This window comes from Marinobacter metalliresistant, from assembly GCF_038098645.1.
GTDB lineage: Bacteria > Pseudomonadota > Gammaproteobacteria > Pseudomonadales > Oleiphilaceae > Marinobacter > Marinobacter metalliresistant.
The window spans coordinates 2257593-2277006 of the sequence record NZ_CP101118.1 but is presented as its reverse complement, the minus strand read 5'-3'; the positions used below and the strand labels follow the sequence as shown (position 1 = coordinate 2277006).

Genomic DNA, 19414 nt, shown 5'->3' with positions numbered 1-19414 from the left:
CCTGTGACCAAGCCCGATACCGATCTGATCATTGCCGGCGGTGGCCTTGCCGGGGCAACGCTCGCTCTGGCGGTGGCCCGGATGGTGCCCTCGCTGCGGGTGACCGTGGTGGAGGCGTTCCCGCTCTCGCCTGATGCCCTGCCCGAGAGTTACCAGCCCAGTTACGACGCCCGTTCCACGGCACTGGCCTGGGGCTCCCGGCTGATCTTCGAGGAGCTTGGGCTCTGGCACCGGCTGGCAGAACATGCGACGCCGATCCACCACATTCATGTGTCTGACCGGGGCCATTTCGGGGCGACCCGGTTGCACGCCTCCGAGCACGGGCAGGAAGCCCTGGGTTACGTCGCCGATAACCGCTGGATGGGCCTTTGCCTGATGCGGGAGCTGCTGGAAACCAATGTTCAGTGGCAGGCGCCGGCGGAAGTCACGGATATGACGCCAATGCCCGAGGGCGTTCGGGTGCAACTGACCTCTGATGACAACGGCACCCGTGAGCTGACTGCCCGCTGCCTGGTGGTGGCGGATGGCGGACGCTCCGGATTGCGGGAGAAACTCGGCTTCCAGCCCAGTCACCACAGTTATGGCCAGAATGCCCTGATCGCCAACATCTCCACCAGTGATAATCATGGCTTTACTGCCTTTGAGCGATTCACCGATGCGGGCCCCATGGCGCTGTTGCCCCACGGTTCCCCATCCTGCGCCGGCCATCAGTCTGCGCTGGTATGGACTCTGAACGACGAGGCCCTGGCCGAGGTTCTGGAGCTGCCGGATACCGACAAATGCCGGCGGCTGCAGGAACGGTTCGGCTGGCGCCTGGGGCGGTTTACCCGAATCGGCAGCTGCCATCATTACCCGCTGACGCTGACCACGGTGGACGAACCCGTCCGCCCCGGGGTTGCTCTGGTGGGCAATGCGGCCCACGCGCTTCATCCGGTGGCGGGGCAAGGCTTCAATCTCGCCCTGCGGGGCTTGATGACGTTGGTAGAGCAGTTCCGGCTGGCGACAGAGCAGGGCAAATCCATTGGCGACCTGGATGTGCTCAGGCGGTATCAGGCGCGGCATCGGCAGGACTGGCAGCAGACGGTCCGGTTCTCGGATTCACTGGTGCGGGTGTTTGGGCAGTCGATGCCACCGATCACCGCCGCCCGGGATGCGGGGCTGGTGGGTCTTGATCTTCTGCCTGGAGCAAAACGCTGGTTTGCCCGCAAGGCCATGGGGCTGGGCGGACGCCGGGCGGTGATAAGCCGTCCGGGCAGGTTAAACAGGGGCGGGACGCGCCATGAGTGACTCAACAACCTTCGATATCCTGGTGGCCGGTGGTGGCATGATCGGTTCGGCCCTGGCCCTGGGCCTGTCCCGCCAGGGCTGGCATGTGGGCCTGGTTGAGGGGGCTGAGCATAAAACACTGGTTCAGGCGCCTGGTCCGGCCGAAACCGTGGCGGATTTTGAGCCCCGGGTCAGTGCCATTTCGGTTGCCAGCCAGCAACTGCTGGAGCAACTCGGGGTGTGGTCCGGCATTACCGCCGGCCGCCATTGCCCATACCAGAGCATGACCGTCTGGGATGGTGATGGAACCGGGCGTATAGAGTTCGAGGCGGCGGAACTCCAGGCTCGGGCCCTGGGAACTATCATCGAGAACCGGAGCATTGTGCGGGCTCTGTTCGAAGCCCTGGAAGAAAGCCCGGTTGAGCTGATTGAAGGCGCGATCATGACCGGCTGCCGGCGTGGGTCCGACGACTTGACGGTTGAACTGGAGGATGGCCGTGCGCTGGCTGCCCATCTGGTGGTGGGCTGCGACGGCGCCAACTCCCGCTTGCGTCAGTGGCTGGGCCTGCCAACCCGGGAATGGGACTACGATCAGCAGGCTATTGTATGCACGGTGCGCACCAGCCAGAGCCACCGGTTTACTGCCTGGCAGCGGTTTTCACTGACCGGGCCACTGGCGTTCCTGCCCCTGCTGACCGAATCCGGAGATGAGCATTTCTGTTCCATTGTCTGGTCCCAGGACACCGAGGAGGCCCGTCGGCTGATGGCGCTTGGCGACGCTGATTTCACGGCTGAGCTTGAGCGGGCCATTGAGCGGGAGCTGGGGGCGGTTGAAGCGGTTTCCCGCCGGTTTGCCTTTCCGCTTCGCCAGCGCCACGCCAAGAACTACATTGCCCCCGGTTTCGCCCTGGTGGGGGACGCCGCCCACACCATTCACCCGCTGGCCGGGCAGGGTGCCAACCTGGGTTATGGTGATGTCCGCGCCCTGCTGGACGAGCTGTCACGGGCCCGGAAGGCCGGTCTGAACCCGGCCAACGAGCTGGTTCTGGAGCGCTATCAGCGCCGCCGGAAAGGTGAAAATCTCACCATGATGGCCACGATGGAAGTATTCAGGCTGCTGTTTGGTCGCGACGAACTGCCGGTGCGCTGGTTACGGAACACCGGCATGCGCTGGCTCAATCAGTTGGGGCCGGTCAAGAACCGGATTGCCGCCGAGGCCATGGGCCTAAATGCCTGAAACGCATCAACAAAGGAATGTTTAATGGCAGGAAGCAGTTTACTCGTACTGATCGATGACATCGCCTCCGTGCTGGACGATGTTGCCCTGATGACCAAAGCCGCAACGAAAAAAACGGCGGGTGTTCTGGGTGACGATCTGGCACTCAACGCCCAGCAGGTGACTGGGGTAAAACCGGCCCGGGAACTGCCGGTGGTGTGGGCCGTGGCCTGGGGCTCGATGATCAACAAGGCGATACTGGTGCCGGCGGCCCTGGCGATCAGCTTCTTCATGCCCTGGCTGGTCACGCCCCTGCTGATGCTTGGGGGTGCGTTCCTGTGTTTTGAGGGCTTCGAGAAACTGGTGCACAAGTTCCTGCACCGGGAGGAGGATCAGAAGCGCAAGAAGGAACTGCATGAGGCCCTGAAGAGCCCTGAGGCGGACCTTCGCGCGGTCGAGAAGGACAAAATCAAGGGCGCCATCCGGACCGATTTCATTCTCTCCGCCGAGATTATTGCCATCACTTTGGGCACCGTAACCACCCAGACTATTGGTATGCAGTTCATGGTTCTGGCGGTGGTCGCCATCATGATCACCGTCGCCGTTTATGGCCTGGTGGCAGGTATCGTCAAGCTGGACGACGGAGGACTGTACCTCAGCCAGACAGGCAACCCGATCTTACAGCGGCTGGGTGAGGGGATACTGTGGCTGGCGCCGTATCTGATGAAAACGCTGTCGGTGCTCGGCACTCTGGCCATGTTCCTGGTCGGCGGCGGTATTCTCATCCATGGCTTTTCGCCGGTTTACGATGCCATTCATCGCTTTGCCGAGGGTTTTGGCGGCATGGCCGGGGCACTGATTCCCACCGCTGCCAACGGCCTGTTCGGTGTTCTGGCCGGGGCGGTTCTGGTGGCGCTGATTACTCCGCTGGCCCGGTGGTGGCAGGCACGGTCAGCCTGACCGGCCTCACCTGCAGGCGTCAAACAGTCGGCTGACCAGAACCGTTACAGCGGTTTCCACGCGCAGAATCCGGGGGCCAAGATGGATGCCCTGGCACCCGGCCTCTTCCAGTCTGCCGACTTCATAAGTGGTAAAGCCACCCTCCGGGCCAACGCACAGGGCAGTTGGCTGGTTCAGGTGAACCGGACAGGGCGTGCTGGTTCCGGGGTGAGCCACCAGAGCCTGCCTGCCTTCCAGCAGAGCCGGCAATTCATCTTCCACGAAGGGCTTGAACAGCTTGCGGATCTGCACCCGGGGCATGCGGGTGTCTTTTGCCTGTTCCAGCCCCAGGGTGAGGTTTTCCCTCACCTGTGCTTCAGACAGCCATGGGGTTTGCCAGAAACTTTTTTCCACTTTATAGCTGTTGATCAGCCAGATGTCCTTTACGCCCAGGGTGGCGCAGGTTTGCAGGATCCGCCGGAACATCTTTGGCCGGGGCATGGCCAGGATCAGCGTGAGAGGAAGGGGAGCGGGCGGCGTATGATCCAGTGTCACCCGGAGTTCTGTTTCGGTATCCGTGAGTCTCAGAACCTCGCCGGTCCCCATGTTGCCATCAGCCCGGCCAACGGGCACCGAGTCACCGGCAGCCACCTTGATAACGGACTGCAAATGGGCGAGGCGGCGTCCTCGCAGGATCACCCGGTCAGGGCCGACGAAGTCTTCGTCGAACAGTAACGCCAGGTTCATTCGCTGGCAGGCTCGTCGGTATCCGGTTCCGCCATTTCCCGTTTTGCCAACCGGCCGAACAGGATCCCGATCTCGAACAGGATCCACATGGGCACGGCCAGCAGAGTCTGGGAGATGATATCCGGCGGGGTCAGCAGCATGCCGATGATGAAGCAGCCGACCACGACATAGGGGCGTTTGGCCGCCAAGTCCGCCGGTGTGGTGGCCCCGGTCAGAATCAGCAGGACGGTGGCGATGGGAATCTCGAAGGCCACACCGAAGGCGAAGAACATTTTCAGGACAAAATTCAGGTAGCTGCTGATGTCGGGCAGTTCAACAATGCCTTCCGGGCCGATGGCGGTGAAGAAACCGAACACCAGGGGGAACACCACGTAATAGGCGAAAGCGGCACCCAGGTAAAACAACAGCACCGAGGTAAACAGCAGCGGAAAGGCCAGCCGCTTCTCATGGGCATAAAGCCCCGGGGCTACAAAGCTCCAGAGCTGGTAGAGAATAATGGGGATGGCGGCAAACACCGACAGTACAAGCGCCAGCTTCAGGGGCGCGAAGAAGGGCGAGGTGACGTCGGTTGCGATCATGGTCTGGCCGACCGGCAGCAGCGAACGGATGGGTTCGGACAACCACAGATACAGTTCGTTGGCGAACGGGTAGATCGCTGCAAAGCAGATAACCACCGCCAGAACCATTTTCAGCAGGCGATTGCGAAGTTCCAGCAAGTGCTCAATCAGAGGCATTTCCTGGTGTTCCGGAGGCATCTGATTGCCGTCTGGCTTTGCATTCATGAACGTTTATCCGGCGGACTTTGCGGGGTTTCTGTTTGCGGGGTTTCTGGTTGATCGGTGGTGTTTTCGGCGGCGGCGCTCCCGGGCGTTTTGGTTTCGTTCCCGGGCAGGATCATGTGCTCGTATTTTTTGGCTTCATCCAGGGCGCCGCGCACGGTTTTCTGAACGTCGTCCAGGCCAACATCCCCCGCCTTGCGAAGTTCTTCACGGAGTTCGTCAGCTTTTAGCTGCCGGTCCAGTTCCGAGGTGAACTGGCTGACCATGCGCCGGGCACCACCCACCCAGCGCCCGGCAGCGCGGGCAGCTGAGGGCAGCCGTTCGGGGCCAAGCACCAACAGCGCAATGACGCCGCTGACCAGTAGCTCAAGAAAGCCGATATCGAACATTCAGCCAGGTCTCAGCTGTGGGATTTGTCCCGGGGCTTATCTTCAGCCGCCGGTTGCGGCTGCTCTTCGGTCTTGCCTTCCAGGGAGTCCGGATTCTCGGTCTTGGAGTCCTCGTCGCTCATGGACTTCTTGAAGCCGCGAATGGCGCCACCCAGGTCGCTGCCGATGTTGCGCAGTTTCTTGGTTCCGAACAACAGAATGACAATGCCGAGTACGATAAGTAATTGCCAGATGCTGATACCCATTACGGGGTCCTCGTTTTAATGTTTCTGTTCCGTGACATTGTACGTTACCAGAACCGGTTCGCGGAAATCCCCGTTAGGGGTACTCCCGGTCACTTGTTCCGTGACGCTTTTTCTTCGAGCCCTGACAGGTCGAACCGGCTGGCCAGCTCGTCCAGAATATCCTTTGGGCCGAGTCCGAAGCCGGACAGCATCACCAGGCTATGGAACCACAGGTCTGCGGTTTCATAGACCACATCCCGGGTTTCACCGGTGTGTTCTGCGTCCTTGGCCGCCAACAGGGTTTCCGTGCACTCCTCTCCCACCTTTTCCAGGATCTTGTTCAGACCCTTGGCATGGAGGCTGGCAACGTAGGAGGTTTCCGGGTCCGCTTCCTTTCGGGCTTCCAGAACCCTGGCCAGGTTTTCCAGTACATCACTCACTGTCCGTGCTCCTCAGTTGCTGCCGTAAATGGCGTCCGGGTCTTTGATCACCGGGTCAACGCTGACCCATTGACCGTCTTTCAGGGACCGGTAAAAGCAGCTTCGCCTTCCGGTATGGCAGGCGATACCACCTTTTTGTTCCACTTTCAGCAGGATGACATCCTCGTCGCAGTCCAGCCGGATGTCCCGGATCACCTGTTCATGGCCGGACGTTTCGCCCTTACGCCAGAGTTGGCCCCGGGAACGGGACCAGTAAATCGCATGGCCCTCCTCGGCGGTCAGCCTGAGGGATTCCCGGTTCATCCAGGCCATCATCAGGATGTCGCCGGTTTCGGCGTCCTGGGCAATGGCCGGCACCAGGCCGTCCGGTGTCCAGCGGACGGTGTCCAGCCAGTCAGGGGTCTCGACGTTATCGGAGTAATCTTGCATTTTTGTGAATCCTGAAATCTTTATCGGTTATCGGCCGCCCCGGAGCACCAGCCCGCCGGCAATGGCGAACAGTGCCCAACCCCAGGCGGGCAGCGCTTCAACCCACTGCCGGGACTCGGGTTGGGTGCCGGCCAGTGCTCCGGCAACCAGTAATGCGGCCACAGCGGTTCTGCGCCAGCGCCGCTCGGTACGGACCTGCTGTTCCCGGAGCAGTTCCAGTGTAGCCCGATTCTGCTGCTCTGTGGGGCCGGCATGTCGCAGTTGCAGCAGCGCGTCGTGTACCAGTTGAGGCATTTCCGGCGACTGCTCGAGCCAGGACGGCAAGTGTGATTGCAATGACTTGATCAGTCCGGACGGGCCAATGCGCCTGCGCATCCAGGCTTCCAGGAACGGTTGGGCCGTGCTCCAGAGGTCCAGCTCCGGATAGAGCTGGCGGCCCAGGCCTTCGACGTTCAGCAGGGTTTTCTGCAGCAGTACCAGTTGGGGCTGCACTTCCATGTTGAACCGCCTGGCGGTCTGGAACAGGCGCAGCAGGAAGTGACCGAACGAAATGTCTTTCAGGGGCTTCTCGAAGATGGGCTCGCAAACGGTACGAATGGCAGCCTCGAACTCGTTAACCCGGGTGTCCGGTGGTACCCAGCCGGACTGAATGTGCAGTTGCGCCACCTGGCGGTAGTCCCGGCGGAAAAAGGCCAGCAGGTTGCGGGCCAGGTAGCTCTGGTCATCCGGCGCCAGGGTGCCGACAATGCCGAAATCGATGGCAATATAGCGGGGGTCGGCCGGATTGGAGACATCCACAAAGATGTTGCCGGGGTGCATGTCGGCGTGGAAAAAGCTGTCCCGGAACACCTGGGTAAAAAAGATCTCGACCCCTCTCTCTGCCAGGACTTTCATATCCGCACCGGCCGCCTTGAGGGCGGCGGTATCGGCGATGGGAATGCCGTGAACGCGTTCCATCACCAGCACGGTTTTACGGGTGTAGTCCCAGTCAATGAAAGGGATGTAAATAAGCGGGGAATTTTCGAAATTCCGACGCAACTGGCTGGCATTGGCGGCTTCCCGCTGCAGGTCCAGCTCATCGTGGATGGTGGAGTCGTAGTCTTCCACCACCTCCACCGGGTGCAGGCGTTTGCCTTCGGACCAGTATTTTTCCAGTAGCCCGGCCATCAGGTACATCAGGGCCAGGTCCTGGCGGATGACCTTTTCGATGCCGGGGCGCAATACCTTGACCACGACCTTCTGGCCGTTGCGCAGCGTCGCGGCGTGTACCTGGGCGACCGAGGCCGAGGCCATCGGATCCGGGCTGAATTCGGCAAACAGGTCTGCTACCGGGGCGCCCAGGGAAGTTTCGATGATGCCCCGGGCAACGTCACTGGGAAAGGGCGGAACCCGATCCTGGAGGGTTTTCAGGGACTCGGCCATGTCATCCGGCAGCAGGTCTCGTCGTGTGGAGAGTATCTGGCCAAACTTGACGAATACCGGCCCCAGCTCCTCCAGTGCCAGCCGCAGGCGGTCGCCGCGATCAAGCTTGGGTTGGGGGAACAAGTGCCACGGAGCCAGCAGGAAAAACACCTTCAGAGGCGCCGGCAGTTCGGAAAGGGGCAGGAACGTGTCCAGCCGGTAACGGCAGAATACCCAGGCAATTCGGAACAGGCGTTGCAGGCGGGTCACAGGTTCTCCGGTTCGTCAGTCTTGCCGTGGTTTTCAATCAGGGTCAGCCGGGCCTCCAGCCGCTCCGTGCGCAGGCTGAGTTCATCGATATCCGCAAACGTGGCTTCCAGTTCCCGTCGCCCCGGCAGGCTGCGGCTTTCCTCGTGCACATATTCTTCGATGCTGGCATTGAGGGAATGAAACGCCTGCCGGCTCCAGCGCAGGGCTCCGCGAATGCGCTGGCCGAGAAAATGGGCGGGGACATCGCCGATGTGGCGGGCCATGGCGGCTTCCCAATCCGGCTCAAGCTGGTTCAGGGCGCGCTGTAGCTGGTGGGCCAGCGCGGTGTCGCCGGTCACCTGAAGGCGGCCATCGGCGAAGACGCGGTCGTCGCCGGTTGCCAGGGCGGCAAAGGCGATGGGTTTGCCGGTTATCTCCAGGGCCGGCTGTTCCACCGGCTGGCTGCCAACCCGGACCCGCTTACCGGCCCGGTCCAGGGTATAAGTGAAGGTAATCGGATCGGTGATGTTGAGCTGTACCGGCCCTGCCAATGCCTCCATCAGTGCCTGATGTCCGGCCGGATCCAGCTCCAGTGCCCGGTTCAGGGCACTTTCCAGAATGGCGGTAACGGCAGAAAGGACGGTGGGGCCGGGAAACATCAGGGCTTGATTCCCACATGCAGGGCGACAATGCCGCCGGTCATGTTGTAGTACTTGCAGTTCACCAGGCCGGCATTTTCCATCATGCCTTTCAGCGTTTCCTGATCCGGATGCATGCGGATGGATTCCGCCAGGTATTTGTAGCTTTCGCTGTCACCGGCGATCAGTTGGCCCATCAGCGGCAGTGCGGAGAACGAGTAGGCATCGTAAGCCTTGCTCAATAGCGGATTGGTGGGCTTGGAAAACTCCAGAACCATCAGCTTGCCGCCCGGCTTGAGAGCCCGGGTCATGTCCCGAAGCGCCTGATCCTTGTCGGTGACGTTACGCAGCCCGAACGCGATGGACACCGCGTTGAAGTTGTTGTCCGGGAACGGCAGGTGCTCGGCATCCGCCTGGACATACTCGATGTTGCCGGCGTATCCCCGGTCCGTCAGCCGGCTACGCCCGACCTGCAGCATGGAGGCGTTGATGTCGGCCAGCACAACCTTCCCGGAGGGGCCCACCAGATCCGAGAATTTCATGGTCAGATCGCCGGTGCCGCCGGCGATGTCCAGTACCTGGTGGCCCGGTCGCACGCCGGAAAGCTCAATGGTGAAGCGTTTCCAGAGACGGTGGATACCCATGGACATCAGATCGTTCATGAGGTCGTACTTGCCCGCCACGCTGTGGAATACTTCTGCCACCTGGCTCGCCTTCTGGCTCTTGGGCACGTTGCGGAAGCCGAAGTGGGTAACGTCGTTCTGGCCGTTGCTGTTTCCGGCCTGGCGGGGTGGCGTTTGCTGCTCGCTCATGGGAGGTGTCCTGTCAGAATCTGAACCCCGTATTCTAACCGTTGACGGGGTTGCTACAAGGGTGGCGGTGAGTTTAATCGCACCCTAAACTGTAAATCCGTCCAAAGTTAAGAGAAAACTGATTCATGTCTGTTATTGACGTACACCGCCCGCACGCCCTGGATAAAGAACACGCAAGGCAGGCTGCCGAAGCCCTGGCGCAGGATCTGTCCAGCCAGTTCGACGTACATTACCAGTGGGAGGGCGACCATCTGAAATTCAAGCGCAGTGGCGTCAAGGGGCACCTGAACATCACCCCAACGGATCTGCATATCCATCTGGAGTTGGGCATGATGCTGCGGCCTTTCAAGTCGCGCATTGAGCAGGAAATTCATTCCCAGCTGGACCAGATCATCAAGGCCTGAGGGGACACTGGCTGAGGCTTTTACAGGTCGCCCGGCAAACTGAAAGGCTCGGGGTGACCAGCTAAGATGTTGCGCATCACCTGCTGCTCCCGGGTGACCAGCCGGTCGATCAGTAAATTTACATCATTCATCTTCCGGAACGCCGAGTAGCCACGGTGCAGAAAGCTGTGCAGATCGGTGAGATCGGCCATTTCCGCCGGGCCGCGGCTCATGGACAGCAGCCAGCCCAGAGTGCGGTTGCGGACATAACGGTCAAGTTGCTGGCCGACGTCCGCCACCAGGGTAATCTGCTTTTTCCTTTGATCCAGCCGTTCGCTGGCCCGGTAGGCGGTGCAATAGTACTCGATGGTTAGCGAGTCGGTGGGTATACCTTGTCGATGGAAGAGCTCTGCCAGCTCCAGGTCCAGCTGCTGGGTGATCAGGTTCAGCTCGACCAGGCCGGCAAAGGTGTCCAGAAGGTTATCCGGCAACCACTTCACCATCTTGGGGAACACCCGGTCGATGTTGTCATCCCGGCGGGTCATCCTGGCCGGCGCGTAAAGATCGGTCAGCAGAAACTCCAGGCCGTGGTGGTAACCGGGGTGCTGGTAGAGATCGAGGTGGGTCGCTTTCAGGCGCTCTGCCTGCCAGTCGGCCACCCGGAAGCTATTTTCCAGCAACGGATGTGCCGCTTTCAACTGCCGGAAATCGTGATAGTCCAGCAACAGCTGCTGCAGCTGGCGAGCGCTTTCAGAGCGGGTTTCGGTCGCGACAAGACGCTCACGGTACATGGGGGTTGGCTCCACTAAACCTGATGATAAAGGAGGAAGTGGCGTAGTTTAGCGGAGCTGCTGAGGTCTTGCAGTAAGGTCGGGCAGGGCGCTACCCCTGGGCGGCCGCCGGCAGTGTTTCAAAACCGGGTACCCATTCCTTGCTGTCGAGCGTAATGAAATGGCTCGGAGCTTCGGTTTCCACGATTCTCATGGTGGTCGGGCTCTGGCGGGCACTGGCCAACATGGAGGAGCGATCGAGAATGCGGTCCACCGCCGGAATCAGGAAGGTGCCGTGGCGGACGTGGTTATAGATGCTGGTGTCGGTGCGCGCCATCCAATCCATGATGTTCTCGATATTGCGAACGATGGTCAGATGGTCTTTGGTGGCCGAGAACAGCTTGCTCAGCAGTTGCTTCTTCCGCGGGTTCATCTTGCCGAAGAAGGTCTGGCCGTAGGTCGAGGAAGGCGCGTTGTTGATCAGGCGGATCAGCCAGGGCCACATGCCGTGGCTGACGGGTTCCAGAAGGGTGGTAACCAGAGCATGAAGTTTGCCCTGGGGCAATACCGGCGCTTCCAGTACCACCTCCATATCTTCAAAAAGCTCCGGCCATTGTTTGATGGCCTCCAGAATCACCGCGCCGCCCCGTGAATGGCCGTGCACCCGAATATTCCCGGTGGTGGGCAGGTTGGACAGGGCCTGGTTCAGAATGCAGGCATCGTACTCAATGGTGCCTTCCAGATGCCTGATCGGCACCTCCCAGTCCGGGGCTTCCGGGGTAATGCCGTTGACCGGGATATGGTAGTTGCTGCAGGTCAGCAAAATCAGTTCGGTGGTGGGCGCTTCGTAGGCCTGGGTGAAGTAGCAGTGGTTTTCCAGAAAACCGTGCACGCCGACAACCGTCTGTTCTGCCTTGCCGCTGTGGTTGCGAACGGAAACAGCGCCTTTGCCAACGCGGTAGACCTGCCCCGAAAACATTTCCGAGTAGGCGCTTTCAATCGGTTTTATCAGCTTGCGAACATGGCTCGCTTTCATAACTGCTCTCCCCCCAGCACTGCAACGGCCTGTTATTGGAATTTGAGTGTGCTGGTAACCCTTTTGTACCCTGATTTGTACCCCGATCGGACCCGTGAGTTATTGGCGCTGGGTACCAGTTTTACGGTCTCCCAGAGCCAACCGATGACTGATTCGGGTGTTTAATAACCATTGCATTAAGGCTTATAACCAGTATAGGGCTGAATAGTTACTCACGTGTAATTTTTTGTAACGGCGTGAACCATTGCCTTCTCTGGAGCCTGTGGGGCTTGTCTGGCACAATGCGGGGTTCGGTTTTTATGTAGCCTCTGATTCAGGAGTGAATCAGAGGCTACATACCTTCACCATTCTTCCGGGGACGTTCGGGTTTGAGTCACGAGCAATCGCACCTTCTGCTACCTGCGGATTCGGCTTGGCTGGCCCTGGAGCGCCCGGAAAACCCCATGACCATCACCGTGATGGTGCGGGTTGATGGCCTCACGGCGCCACGCTTCCGGGAATTTCTCAGGGTTTACTGGATGGCCTGGGAGCGTTTCCGGTATCTGCCGGTCAAGCGCTCACCGGCCTGGTGGTGGGAGCCGGACCCGATGTTTGATGTGCGGCATCACCTTGATGTGGTGGTGGACCGCTTTACGCCGGAGACTCTCCGGGAATGGGTATCGGCCCGGCTGAATCAGCCGCTGCCCATGTACCGCCCGCGCTGGAAATTCTGGCTGGCCCCGAATGCCGAGGGCGGCGCCGTGCTGTTGCTGCGCATTCACCATTGCTATGCCGATGGTCTGTCCCTGTTGGGTATCTTTGATCGTCTGTGTCCGCCATCGCCTCAGCAGCATCCTGCTATTTACGGCGCGGCAGAAACCGCCGAATTGGCACGCTGGACATCGGCGGCAAAGGCCTGGTTGGGACAGTTGATGGCAACAGAACCGTCTTCGGAGCAGCCCGGTAGCGGTCCAGGGCCGGATGATGCCAGTGGGAATCAATGGCAGGACGCAGGCCGATTGCTGGAGCGGGTAGCCCGGAAGAGTCTGAATCTGGTGCACGAATTTTCGGAATTCCTGGTGGAGCCGGAAGATACGGTGACGGATCTCAGGCGGCCGCTGCTGGGGCGTCGGCACTGCCGCTGGTCTGATCCGGTACCGCTGGACCGTTTTCGCGCTATTGCCAGAGCCACCAATGTCACCATTAATGACGTGTTGCTCAGCTGCGTGGCAGCGGCGGTCCGGACCCGTCTGGGTATTGAAGGTGAAGATCTGGACGAGGCGATTCTCCATGCCGCGGTACCGGTCGATATCCGCAGCCGGCTACCGGAACAACTGCAGCCGGCGCCCGGCGCGCTGGGCAATTGTTTCGGCACCGTGTTCGTACCCTTGCCGGTGGATGGCGAAAGCCCATTGGAGCGCCTCTACCGCATCAAACACGAAACCCGCCGGCTAAAAAAGAGCTGGCAACCCGGTATTGCCTGGGGGCTGGCGGCCAGTGCCACGGTTATTCCGGAACCCTGGCGGCAGCCGGTTGCCGATGTGTTCTACCGCAAGGCCAGTGCGGTGGTTTCCAACGTGCCCGGTACCGCGGAGGCCCGTTACATTGCCGGCTGCCGGATAACCGAGCAGATGTTCTGGGTACCCCAGGCCGGAAATATTGGCCTGGGCATCAGCATTGTCAGCTACGCCGGGCAGGTGCAGTTTGGCGTGGTTGCCGACGAGGCCGTGATGGCGGATCCCGAGGATTTCCTGAACGATTGCCTGCAGGAGTTGGCACAGTTTCCCGGTGGCCTCTCCGGCGGCTTTTCTGACGGTTTTTCCGACAAGTACTAATCCCAAAGTTTCATTTCAGATGCCTCCCAAATGAGCAGAAAACCTGCTCCCTGGGCGCATTCCCCCCCTCTCCCGCATAACCGACCATGGAATTCAGGCGACAGACCATGCCTGGAGTGTCCGGATAACCCGGAACTCCGATCCCAGATTTCCAAAAACAACCGGGGGAACTATGAAAAACAACAACGTCAGAAAATCAGGGTTAGCCATTGCCATGGCAGCGGCCATGGGTGCCAGTGCCGGCGTCAATGCCGCCGTTGAACTGTACAACCAGGACGGCAACAGCTTTTCCGTTGACGGCTACTTCAATGCTTTCTACGTAAACCGTGACGACAAACTGAACGATGTCCGCGATTCACGCGTCAAGATGGGCTTTCTGCCCAACACCATCGGCTTCAACTTCAGCAAGGACATGGGGGATCTGACCCTCGGCGGACGGTCTTCGTTCTGGACCACCATCAATGACAGCCTGGGCGCAGATGCTGGCACCGCGACAGATACGCAGATTGATGTGCGGCAGTTCTACGCTACCGTAGACGGCGACTTCGGCCAGGTGCTGATCGGCAAGGATTTTGGCCTGTACGCCCGTTCCAATATTTTCCTGGACGAGATCCTGATGGGAGTCGGGTCGCCGGGCCTGGAGGGCGGTGTTTCCTTCGGCAACATTCGCTCCGGCTATCCGTATCCGACACCCTCCGCCCAGATTACCTATCGCTCGCCGGATATGAGTGGCTTCAAGGTGGCAGCCGGTGTCCTGGATCCGGCAGATACGGTGACCGGGGCCAATGACGAGAACTCAGCGCCCCGTTTTGAGTCCGAAGTCACCTACAACGCCAACCTCCAGGACATAGCCCTGGCGGGCTGGGTGAACGGCCGTTACCAGTCGGCTGAAAACGGCGCTACCACCGTTGACAGCACCGGTCTTGGCTACGGCCTGAAGGCATCGGTTGCGGGTCTCACCCTGGCAGCCTCCGGCTTCACTTCCAAAGGTGACAACCCGGTCCTGATCGGTAATGGCGCCGTGACCGAAGACGATGCTGATGGCTTCCTGGTTCAGGGCTCTTACGCATTCGGAGCCAACCGTGTTGTCCTGTCGTATGGCGAGACGGATGCGGAAATCCTGAACCTGGAAACGGAAAGCACAACCCTCGGTTTCTTCCATGACGTCAACAGCAACTTCAAGCTGGTTGCCGAGTACAACAGGTACGAAGACAACAACCGCAGCACGGGTGTAACAACCACTGAGGCGGACACCATCGCCCTCGGCGCCATCGTCATGTTTTAAGGAGCCGCCGGCCCCCGGGGATGGCAGGAGAACCTTCCCAGCAGCGGGTTGCCTAAGACTAAAGTGCCGGTTTGCCCCCGCGGAAACCGGCAGCGCCACCAGGCATTGATTCAGGAGGTAATTTAATCAATGACTTACGAACATTTTGGCGCGCCCATTAAAAACACTGAAGTCGCATTGGCTGCGTTTGCCGATGCCGTAGAATCGGTGGAAAGTCATCCGTTTCCGGGATCCGCGTTTATGAAGCCAGCGACGACCCTGCCCGCGGTCCGGGTAGCGAGCTCCAGTGTTCGCGATCCGATCCTGGCCGCCACCAACCTTGCCAGTCAGCTCAACCACGAACACCTGGGCTGTGTGCTGTTTTTCTGTTCCGCGGAATACGATCTTAGCCGTCTTGGCACCGCCCTCGAGCATGCCTTTCAGGGCGTGCGCGTGTGTGGGTGTACATCCGCCGGTGAGATCACGCCGGAGGGCTATGGCCGTGGATGTATTACCGCCATTGGCTTTGACAATCGCTACTTTGCCATCGACTGCGCGCTGATCCGGGAGTTGGACCGTTTCACCCTGCAGGACGCTCAAGGCGTAATCGACGGACTGTTGTCCACGTGTCGAGACGCGAAGCTGGCGCCGGTCAAGGGCAATACCTTTGCGATAACCCTTCTCGACGGTCTTTCCAGCCGGGAAGAACTGGTTCTGGCCACTCTCAATGCCGCGCTGGGCACCATTCCCCAGTTCGGCGGTTCTGCCGGCGACGATGAGCGCCTGGCCAACACCCATGTGTTTTATGATGGCCAGTTCCACACCGGTGCCGCCACCGTTTTGCTGGTGAACACACCCCTGGATTTCCGGGTGTTTTCCACTCACCACATGGTTGAACGCAGTGAGAAACTGGTGGTGACCCATGCCTGCGCGGAAAGCCGGACCGTATACGAACTCAATGCCGAGCCTGCCGCCGATTCCTATGCCCGAGCCGTGGGTGTGGCTGTCGATGCCCTGGACCGCAAGGTCTTCGCCCTTCGGCCCATGGGGGTGAAGATCGGCGGGCATTACTTTGTACGCTCGGTCCAGCGGGTGAATCCGGACAAGAGCCTGACCTTCTACTGTGCGGTGGAAACCGGAATCGTGATGACCGCTATGGAGCCGGAATCCCTGCTGGACAGTGTGCGCACCCAGATTGAGGCCTCCGAGCGAGTGGTTGGACCGCCCCTGGTGACCATCGGCTGCGATTGCTTCCTGCGGCGACTTGAAGCGGAGCTGACCGGGGAGGTGGAGGCGGTCTCGGAATTCCTGCGCCACCACAAGGTGATCGGCTTCAACACCTATGGCGAGCAGTTTGACGGCATGCACATCAACCAGACCTTTACGGGGGTGGTCATTGGCCAGCCTGATATCCGTTCCGGGCAAGACTGACAGTCCCGCACGGGATGACCGGGACCGGCGCATTGCCGAGCTTGAGGCGGAAAATAAGCGCCTCGGGCGGATTCGTGACGCCCTGATCGTCCGGGTGGAGTCCGGTTCCGCCCACAAGCCCGAGCCCTACGCCGCCTTCGAGCACTCGGTGGTGCTTGCCGAGCAGGTACGGGAGCGCACCGAAGCGCTAAATCAGGCCATGGAAGAGCTGAAGGGCAGTAACAAGGCCCTGAACCGGGCCCGGGAAGAAGCTGAAACCACCCGCCAGCGCCTGAACGATGCCATCGAAAGCATTGCTGACGGGTTTGTCCTGTTTGACAGGCAGCACCGCCTGATCCAGAGCAACAGCCGGTTCCGCAGCTATTGGCGCCAGGCCGGTGTCGAGGTGCCTGAAGCGGGCACACGTATTAACGAGGTCAAGGAGCAGGCCGTCTCCTCCGGACTGATTGTCGAAGAGCACGGTCATCCGGATTCGGAAGGCGTGGTGTTTTTGCTCTCAAACGGTCGCTGGGTTCAGATGACCGAGAGACCCACCCGGGAAGGTGGGCTGGTGGTGCTGTATTCCGACATTACCGACGTCAAGAACAGTGAAATGGCGCGGCGTATCAAGGCGCTGGAGGAAAGCGAGCGCTGGATCCGTGTGGTCACCGACCATGTGCCGGCACTGATTGCCTATGTCGGTGCCGACATGACCATTCAGTTCTGCAACAAGGTCTATGAAGCCTGGTATGGCCGCAAAGGCGAGTCGCCCCTGGGCAAGCGCCTGGATCATGTGCATACGCCCGAGTTGTATCAGCGCCTGCTGCCCCACATTCTGGAGGTTATGGGCGGCCACAACGTGACCTTTGAATTCGAAGAAGCCGGAGAACAGGGCGAGGTGCGCTACATGCTCCGCTCCTATGTGCCCAATTTCGACGAGCAGGGCGACATCATCGGCTTCTTCGTGCTGATCCGGGATATTACCGACCGCCGCAAGACCGCGCTGGCCCTGGAGCAGGCTTATGACAACCTGGAGCGCCGGGTGAAAGAACGCACCGCCGCGCTGACCGGTCTGAACAGCCAGTTGCGCCAGGAAATCAGCGAGCGGGCGGCGGTGGAGGCCCGGCTTCGCGATGCCAAACTGGAGGCGGAGCGGGCCAACCTCTCCAAAACCAAGTTCCTGGCCGCGGTCAGCCACGATTTACTGCAGCCCCTGAACGCCGCCCGACTGTTTACCAGTGCGCTGCTGGAACAGTCATTCGGGCCCAAGGCCGAAGGGTTGGTACGTTCAGTGAGTACATCGCTGGACGACGTTGAAAATCTTCTGGGTACGCTCGTGGACATTTCCAAGCTGGATGCTGGCGTCATCACGCCGGACGTGACGGCCTTTGATCTTCGGGACCTGCTTAACAACCTCGCCCGGGAGTTCCGGCAAATGGCCATGGCCGAGGGCCTGCGGCTGGATTTTGTCGCCAGCTCCGCCACCGTGGAATCCGATTCCCAGCTGCTGGCCCGGATTCTCAGGAATTTTCTGACCAACGCCATTCGCTACACCGGCAATGGCCGAATTCTTCTGGGCTGCCGCCGGCGCAGGGATCATATCCTGCTGCAGGTCTGGGATACCGGCCCGGGTATCCCGGAAGATAGGCTCACCGAGATTTTCCAGGAATTCAAACGCATCCGGCCAGCAGGCTCACAGCCCGACAAGGGTCTCGGTCTTGGGTTGGCCATCGTGGACAAGATCTCCCGGATGCTCGGCCATGAGGTGACGGTAGCGTCCATCGAAGGCAAGGGTTCGGTGTTCAGCGTCAAGGTTCCCCTTGGCCGACTGCAGCCTACGCGACCGGAGCCGGATCAGAACCGCACGGTGTCCTTCGACAGCGGCCTGGGTGGCGCCCGGATCTGGGTGATCGACAATGACCAGTCCATCTGCCAGGGCATGAAAACCCTGCTGGAAGGCTGGGACTGTCAGGTGGTCACGGCGGTATCCCTGGAAGACCTGGAACGCCAGCTCGATCCGGCAAACAGCCCGGTGGACCTGATACTGGCGGACTACCACCTGGACAACGATGAGAACGGCGTGGATGTGGTGGCGGAGATCAACGGCCGCCGCCGCTGCCCGGCGCCGGTGGTGATGATTACCGCCAACTACACCAACGAGCTCAAGCAGCACATCCGTGAGCTGGGTCACCTGCTGATGAACAAGCCGGTGAAGCCGCCGAAGTTGCGCAGTGCGCTAAGCGATCTGCTGGGAAACTGAAAGTGGGGTCAGATGAAAATGGGGTCAGATGAAAGTTCATCTGACCCCATTTTCATCTGACCCCGATTTTACCGCTTCAGATACTGACTGAAATCGACATCACTGGCGGAAAGAATCGCCTGAACCCGGTTATGCACGCCAAGCTTGCGCAGAATGGCCGAGACATGGGCCTTCACCGTGGTTTCGGCGATGTTCAGGTTGTAGGCGATCTGCTTGTTGGACTCTCCCTTGGACATACGTTCCAACACCAGCAACTGCCGGCGGGTGAGGGAGTTCAGCAGTTCCGGCGATATCGGGTTGTCTTCATGCCGGCTGCGGCGGTTACTGCTTTCCTTGCCGGTGCGGATGATGTCGGAGGGCAGATACACATTGCCGTTCAGGATCTGCTGGATGGCTTCGGTCATCTGGGCCCGGGGAGAGGACTTGGTAATGAATCCGCAGGCGCCGTAGGTTATGGCCTGCAACACCACCTGTTTGTCTTCTTCCGCGGAGACAATCACCACCGGAATGGTGGGCGCTTCATTACGTAGCGTGATCAGGCCGGTCAACCCGTGCATGCCGGGCATGTTCAGGTCCAGCAGGATCAGGTCCAGGTCGTCATTTTCACGGGTGATTTCCAGGGCACTGTCCAGATCAGCGGTTTCGATGATCTCGCTGCCCGCAAAGCCGGAAGCAATCACGCTGCTGATGGCTTCGCGGAAGAGCGGGTGGTCGTCGGCAATCAGGATCTTGTAAGCCGGCTCCATGGATGTCTCTACCTGTTTGTTGTCATTGCCGGGGTTGGCTTCCGCATCATGATAGCGGTTTTCGGAAGAGAGTGTGGCATCGAGCTCGTCCAACATGGCGGCCTCCTGTGCAGGGGATCGACGGAGTCGGTGCCGATCCTCTGGTTATTATTGTGATGATTTCATTACACGCGATCTTCGTCCCGGGTTGAATGCGACCATC

General features: G+C 60.1%; 20 protein-coding genes. 8 read left to right on the top strand and 12 right to left on the bottom strand.

Annotation, left to right across the window (positions count from 1 at the left end):
* Positions 1-3: 3 nt before the first annotated feature.
* From ubiH to NLK58_RS10675, 3 genes are read left to right on the top strand one after another with little or no spacing between them, the layout of a single operon-like run.
* A complete protein-coding gene (ubiH, locus tag NLK58_RS10685; RefSeq protein ID WP_117618532.1) occupies positions 4-1287 on the top strand; it encodes a 2-octaprenyl-6-methoxyphenyl hydroxylase in 1284 nt (427 codons plus the stop codon).
* Positions 1280-2503, top strand: a complete 1224-nt coding sequence (locus NLK58_RS10680) for an FAD-dependent monooxygenase (RefSeq protein ID WP_341580738.1) — start codon at positions 1280-1282, stop codon at positions 2501-2503. The genes ubiH and NLK58_RS10680 overlap by 8 nt, the downstream gene beginning before the upstream one ends.
* Positions 2504-2527: 24 nt before the next feature.
* Positions 2528-3442 (top strand): DUF808 domain-containing protein, encoded by a 915-nt coding sequence (locus NLK58_RS10675; RefSeq protein ID WP_341580737.1) that lies wholly within the window; start codon positions 2528-2530, stop codon positions 3440-3442.
* Positions 3443-3448: 6 nt separating this feature from the next.
* On the opposite strand, the gene NLK58_RS10670 is transcribed toward NLK58_RS10675, so the two are convergent.
* The 9 genes from NLK58_RS10670 to ubiE all read right to left on the bottom strand — a co-directional run bounded on the left by NLK58_RS10670 (position 3449) and on the right by ubiE (position 9529).
* Positions 3449-4168, bottom strand: coding sequence for a 16S rRNA (uracil(1498)-N(3))-methyltransferase (locus tag NLK58_RS10670; RefSeq protein WP_117618529.1), 720 nt, complete (start codon positions 4166-4168; stop codon positions 3449-3451).
* Complete coding sequence (gene tatC, locus NLK58_RS10665) at positions 4165-4950, bottom strand: twin-arginine translocase subunit TatC (RefSeq protein WP_117618528.1); 786 nt, start codon at positions 4948-4950, stop codon at positions 4165-4167. The genes NLK58_RS10670 and tatC overlap by 4 nt, the downstream gene beginning before the upstream one ends.
* Positions 4947-5336, bottom strand: coding sequence for a Sec-independent protein translocase protein TatB (gene tatB, locus NLK58_RS10660; RefSeq protein ID WP_117618527.1), 390 nt, complete (start codon positions 5334-5336; stop codon positions 4947-4949). The genes tatC and tatB overlap by 4 nt, the downstream gene beginning before the upstream one ends.
* An 11-nt stretch (positions 5337-5347) precedes the next feature.
* Entirely contained in the window at positions 5348-5581 is a 234-nt protein-coding gene (tatA, locus tag NLK58_RS10655) for a twin-arginine translocase TatA/TatE family subunit (RefSeq protein ID WP_117618526.1), read from the bottom strand.
* 89 nt (positions 5582-5670) lie between these two features.
* Positions 5671-6000 (bottom strand): phosphoribosyl-ATP diphosphatase, encoded by a 330-nt coding sequence (locus NLK58_RS10650; RefSeq protein ID WP_117618525.1) that lies wholly within the window; start codon positions 5998-6000, stop codon positions 5671-5673.
* A gap of 12 nt (positions 6001-6012) precedes the next feature.
* Positions 6013-6429 (bottom strand): phosphoribosyl-AMP cyclohydrolase, encoded by a 417-nt coding sequence (gene hisI / locus NLK58_RS10645; protein ID WP_341580736.1) that lies wholly within the window; start codon positions 6427-6429, stop codon positions 6013-6015.
* A gap of 27 nt (positions 6430-6456) precedes the next feature.
* Positions 6457-8100, bottom strand: coding sequence for a ubiquinone biosynthesis regulatory protein kinase UbiB (gene ubiB, locus NLK58_RS10640; protein WP_117618523.1), 1644 nt, complete (start codon positions 8098-8100; stop codon positions 6457-6459).
* Positions 8097-8738 (bottom strand): SCP2 domain-containing protein, encoded by a 642-nt coding sequence (locus NLK58_RS10635; RefSeq protein ID WP_117618522.1) that lies wholly within the window; start codon positions 8736-8738, stop codon positions 8097-8099. Before NLK58_RS10635 ends, ubiB begins: the two co-directional genes overlap by 4 nt.
* Positions 8738-9529: a bifunctional demethylmenaquinone methyltransferase/2-methoxy-6-polyprenyl-1,4-benzoquinol methylase UbiE gene (gene ubiE / locus NLK58_RS10630; protein WP_117618521.1), complete on the bottom strand. Its 792-nt coding sequence runs from the start codon at positions 9527-9529 to the stop codon at positions 8738-8740. Before ubiE ends, NLK58_RS10635 begins: the two co-directional genes overlap by 1 nt.
* Before the next feature lie 125 nt (positions 9530-9654).
* Here ubiE and NLK58_RS10625 point away from each other — a divergent pair, with 125 nt between their 5' ends.
* Complete coding sequence (locus NLK58_RS10625) at positions 9655-9933, top strand: polyhydroxyalkanoic acid system family protein (protein ID WP_117618520.1); 279 nt, start codon at positions 9655-9657, stop codon at positions 9931-9933.
* 20 nt (positions 9934-9953) lie between these two features.
* On the opposite strand, the gene NLK58_RS10620 is transcribed toward NLK58_RS10625, so the two are convergent.
* Together NLK58_RS10620 and NLK58_RS10615 are read right to left on the bottom strand one after the other, a co-directional pair.
* The gene (locus tag NLK58_RS10620; RefSeq protein WP_117618519.1) at positions 9954-10703 is read right to left on the bottom strand and encodes a hypothetical protein; all 750 of its coding nucleotides are present in this window, start codon (positions 10701-10703) and stop codon (positions 9954-9956) included.
* 91 nt (positions 10704-10794) lie between these two features.
* Entirely contained in the window at positions 10795-11718 is a 924-nt protein-coding gene (locus NLK58_RS10615; protein WP_117618518.1) for an alpha/beta hydrolase, read from the bottom strand.
* A gap of 368 nt (positions 11719-12086) precedes the next feature.
* Here NLK58_RS10615 and NLK58_RS10610 point away from each other — a divergent pair, with 368 nt between their 5' ends.
* From NLK58_RS10610 to NLK58_RS10595, 4 genes are all read left to right on the top strand, one after another.
* Positions 12087-13532 carry a WS/DGAT domain-containing protein gene (locus tag NLK58_RS10610; RefSeq protein ID WP_341580735.1) on the top strand — a complete coding sequence of 482 codons (1446 nt, stop codon included), beginning with the start codon at positions 12087-12089 and terminating at the stop codon, positions 13530-13532.
* 172 nt (positions 13533-13704) lie between these two features.
* Complete coding sequence (locus NLK58_RS10605; protein ID WP_341580734.1) at positions 13705-14817, top strand: porin; 1113 nt, start codon at positions 13705-13707, stop codon at positions 14815-14817.
* Between the two features lie 240 nt (positions 14818-15057).
* Positions 15058-16227, top strand: a complete 1170-nt coding sequence (nosP, locus tag NLK58_RS10600) for a nitric oxide-sensing protein NosP (RefSeq protein ID WP_376788090.1) — start codon at positions 15058-15060, stop codon at positions 16225-16227.
* On the top strand, positions 16193-18466 hold the full coding sequence (locus NLK58_RS10595) for a NahK/ErcS family hybrid sensor histidine kinase/response regulator (protein WP_376788047.1): 2274 nt from the start codon (positions 16193-16195) through the stop codon (positions 18464-18466). Before nosP ends, NLK58_RS10595 begins: the two co-directional genes overlap by 35 nt.
* Before the next feature lie 68 nt (positions 18467-18534).
* On the opposite strand, the gene NLK58_RS10590 is transcribed toward NLK58_RS10595, so the two are convergent.
* Positions 18535-19212, bottom strand: a complete 678-nt coding sequence (locus tag NLK58_RS10590; RefSeq protein ID WP_227539531.1) for a response regulator transcription factor — start codon at positions 19210-19212, stop codon at positions 18535-18537.
* Positions 19213-19414 lie beyond the last annotated feature (202 nt).

Coding starts and splice junctions, on each gene's coding strand:
- NLK58_RS10680 (WP_341580738.1), top strand. CDS start 1,280: ATGAGTGACTCAACAACCTTCGATATCCTGGTGGCCGGTGGTGGCATG.
- NLK58_RS10675 (WP_341580737.1), top strand. CDS start 2,528: ATGGCAGGAAGCAGTTTACTCGTACTGATCGATGACATCGCCTCCGTG.
- NLK58_RS10670 (WP_117618529.1), bottom strand. CDS start 4,168: ATGAACCTGGCGTTACTGTTCGACGAAGACTTCGTCGGCCCTGACCGG.
- tatC (WP_117618528.1), bottom strand. CDS start 4,950: ATGAATGCAAAGCCAGACGGCAATCAGATGCCTCCGGAACACCAGGAA.
- tatB (WP_117618527.1), bottom strand. CDS start 5,336: ATGTTCGATATCGGCTTTCTTGAGCTACTGGTCAGCGGCGTCATTGCG.
- tatA (WP_117618526.1), bottom strand. CDS start 5,581: ATGGGTATCAGCATCTGGCAATTACTTATCGTACTCGGCATTGTCATT.
- hisI (WP_341580736.1), bottom strand. CDS start 6,429: ATGCAAGATTACTCCGATAACGTCGAGACCCCTGACTGGCTGGACACC.
- NLK58_RS10635 (WP_117618522.1), bottom strand. CDS start 8,738: ATGTTTCCCGGCCCCACCGTCCTTTCTGCCGTTACCGCCATTCTGGAA.
- ubiE (WP_117618521.1), bottom strand. CDS start 9,529: ATGAGCGAGCAGCAAACGCCACCCCGCCAGGCCGGAAACAGCAACGGC.
- NLK58_RS10625 (WP_117618520.1), top strand. CDS start 9,655: ATGTCTGTTATTGACGTACACCGCCCGCACGCCCTGGATAAAGAACAC.
- NLK58_RS10620 (WP_117618519.1), bottom strand. CDS start 10,703: ATGTACCGTGAGCGTCTTGTCGCGACCGAAACCCGCTCTGAAAGCGCT.
- NLK58_RS10615 (WP_117618518.1), bottom strand. CDS start 11,718: ATGAAAGCGAGCCATGTTCGCAAGCTGATAAAACCGATTGAAAGCGCC.
- NLK58_RS10605 (WP_341580734.1), top strand. CDS start 13,705: ATGAAAAACAACAACGTCAGAAAATCAGGGTTAGCCATTGCCATGGCA.
- nosP (WP_376788090.1), top strand. CDS start 15,058: ATGAAGCCAGCGACGACCCTGCCCGCGGTCCGGGTAGCGAGCTCCAGT.
- NLK58_RS10590 (WP_227539531.1), bottom strand. CDS start 19,212: ATGGAGCCGGCTTACAAGATCCTGATTGCCGACGACCACCCGCTCTTC.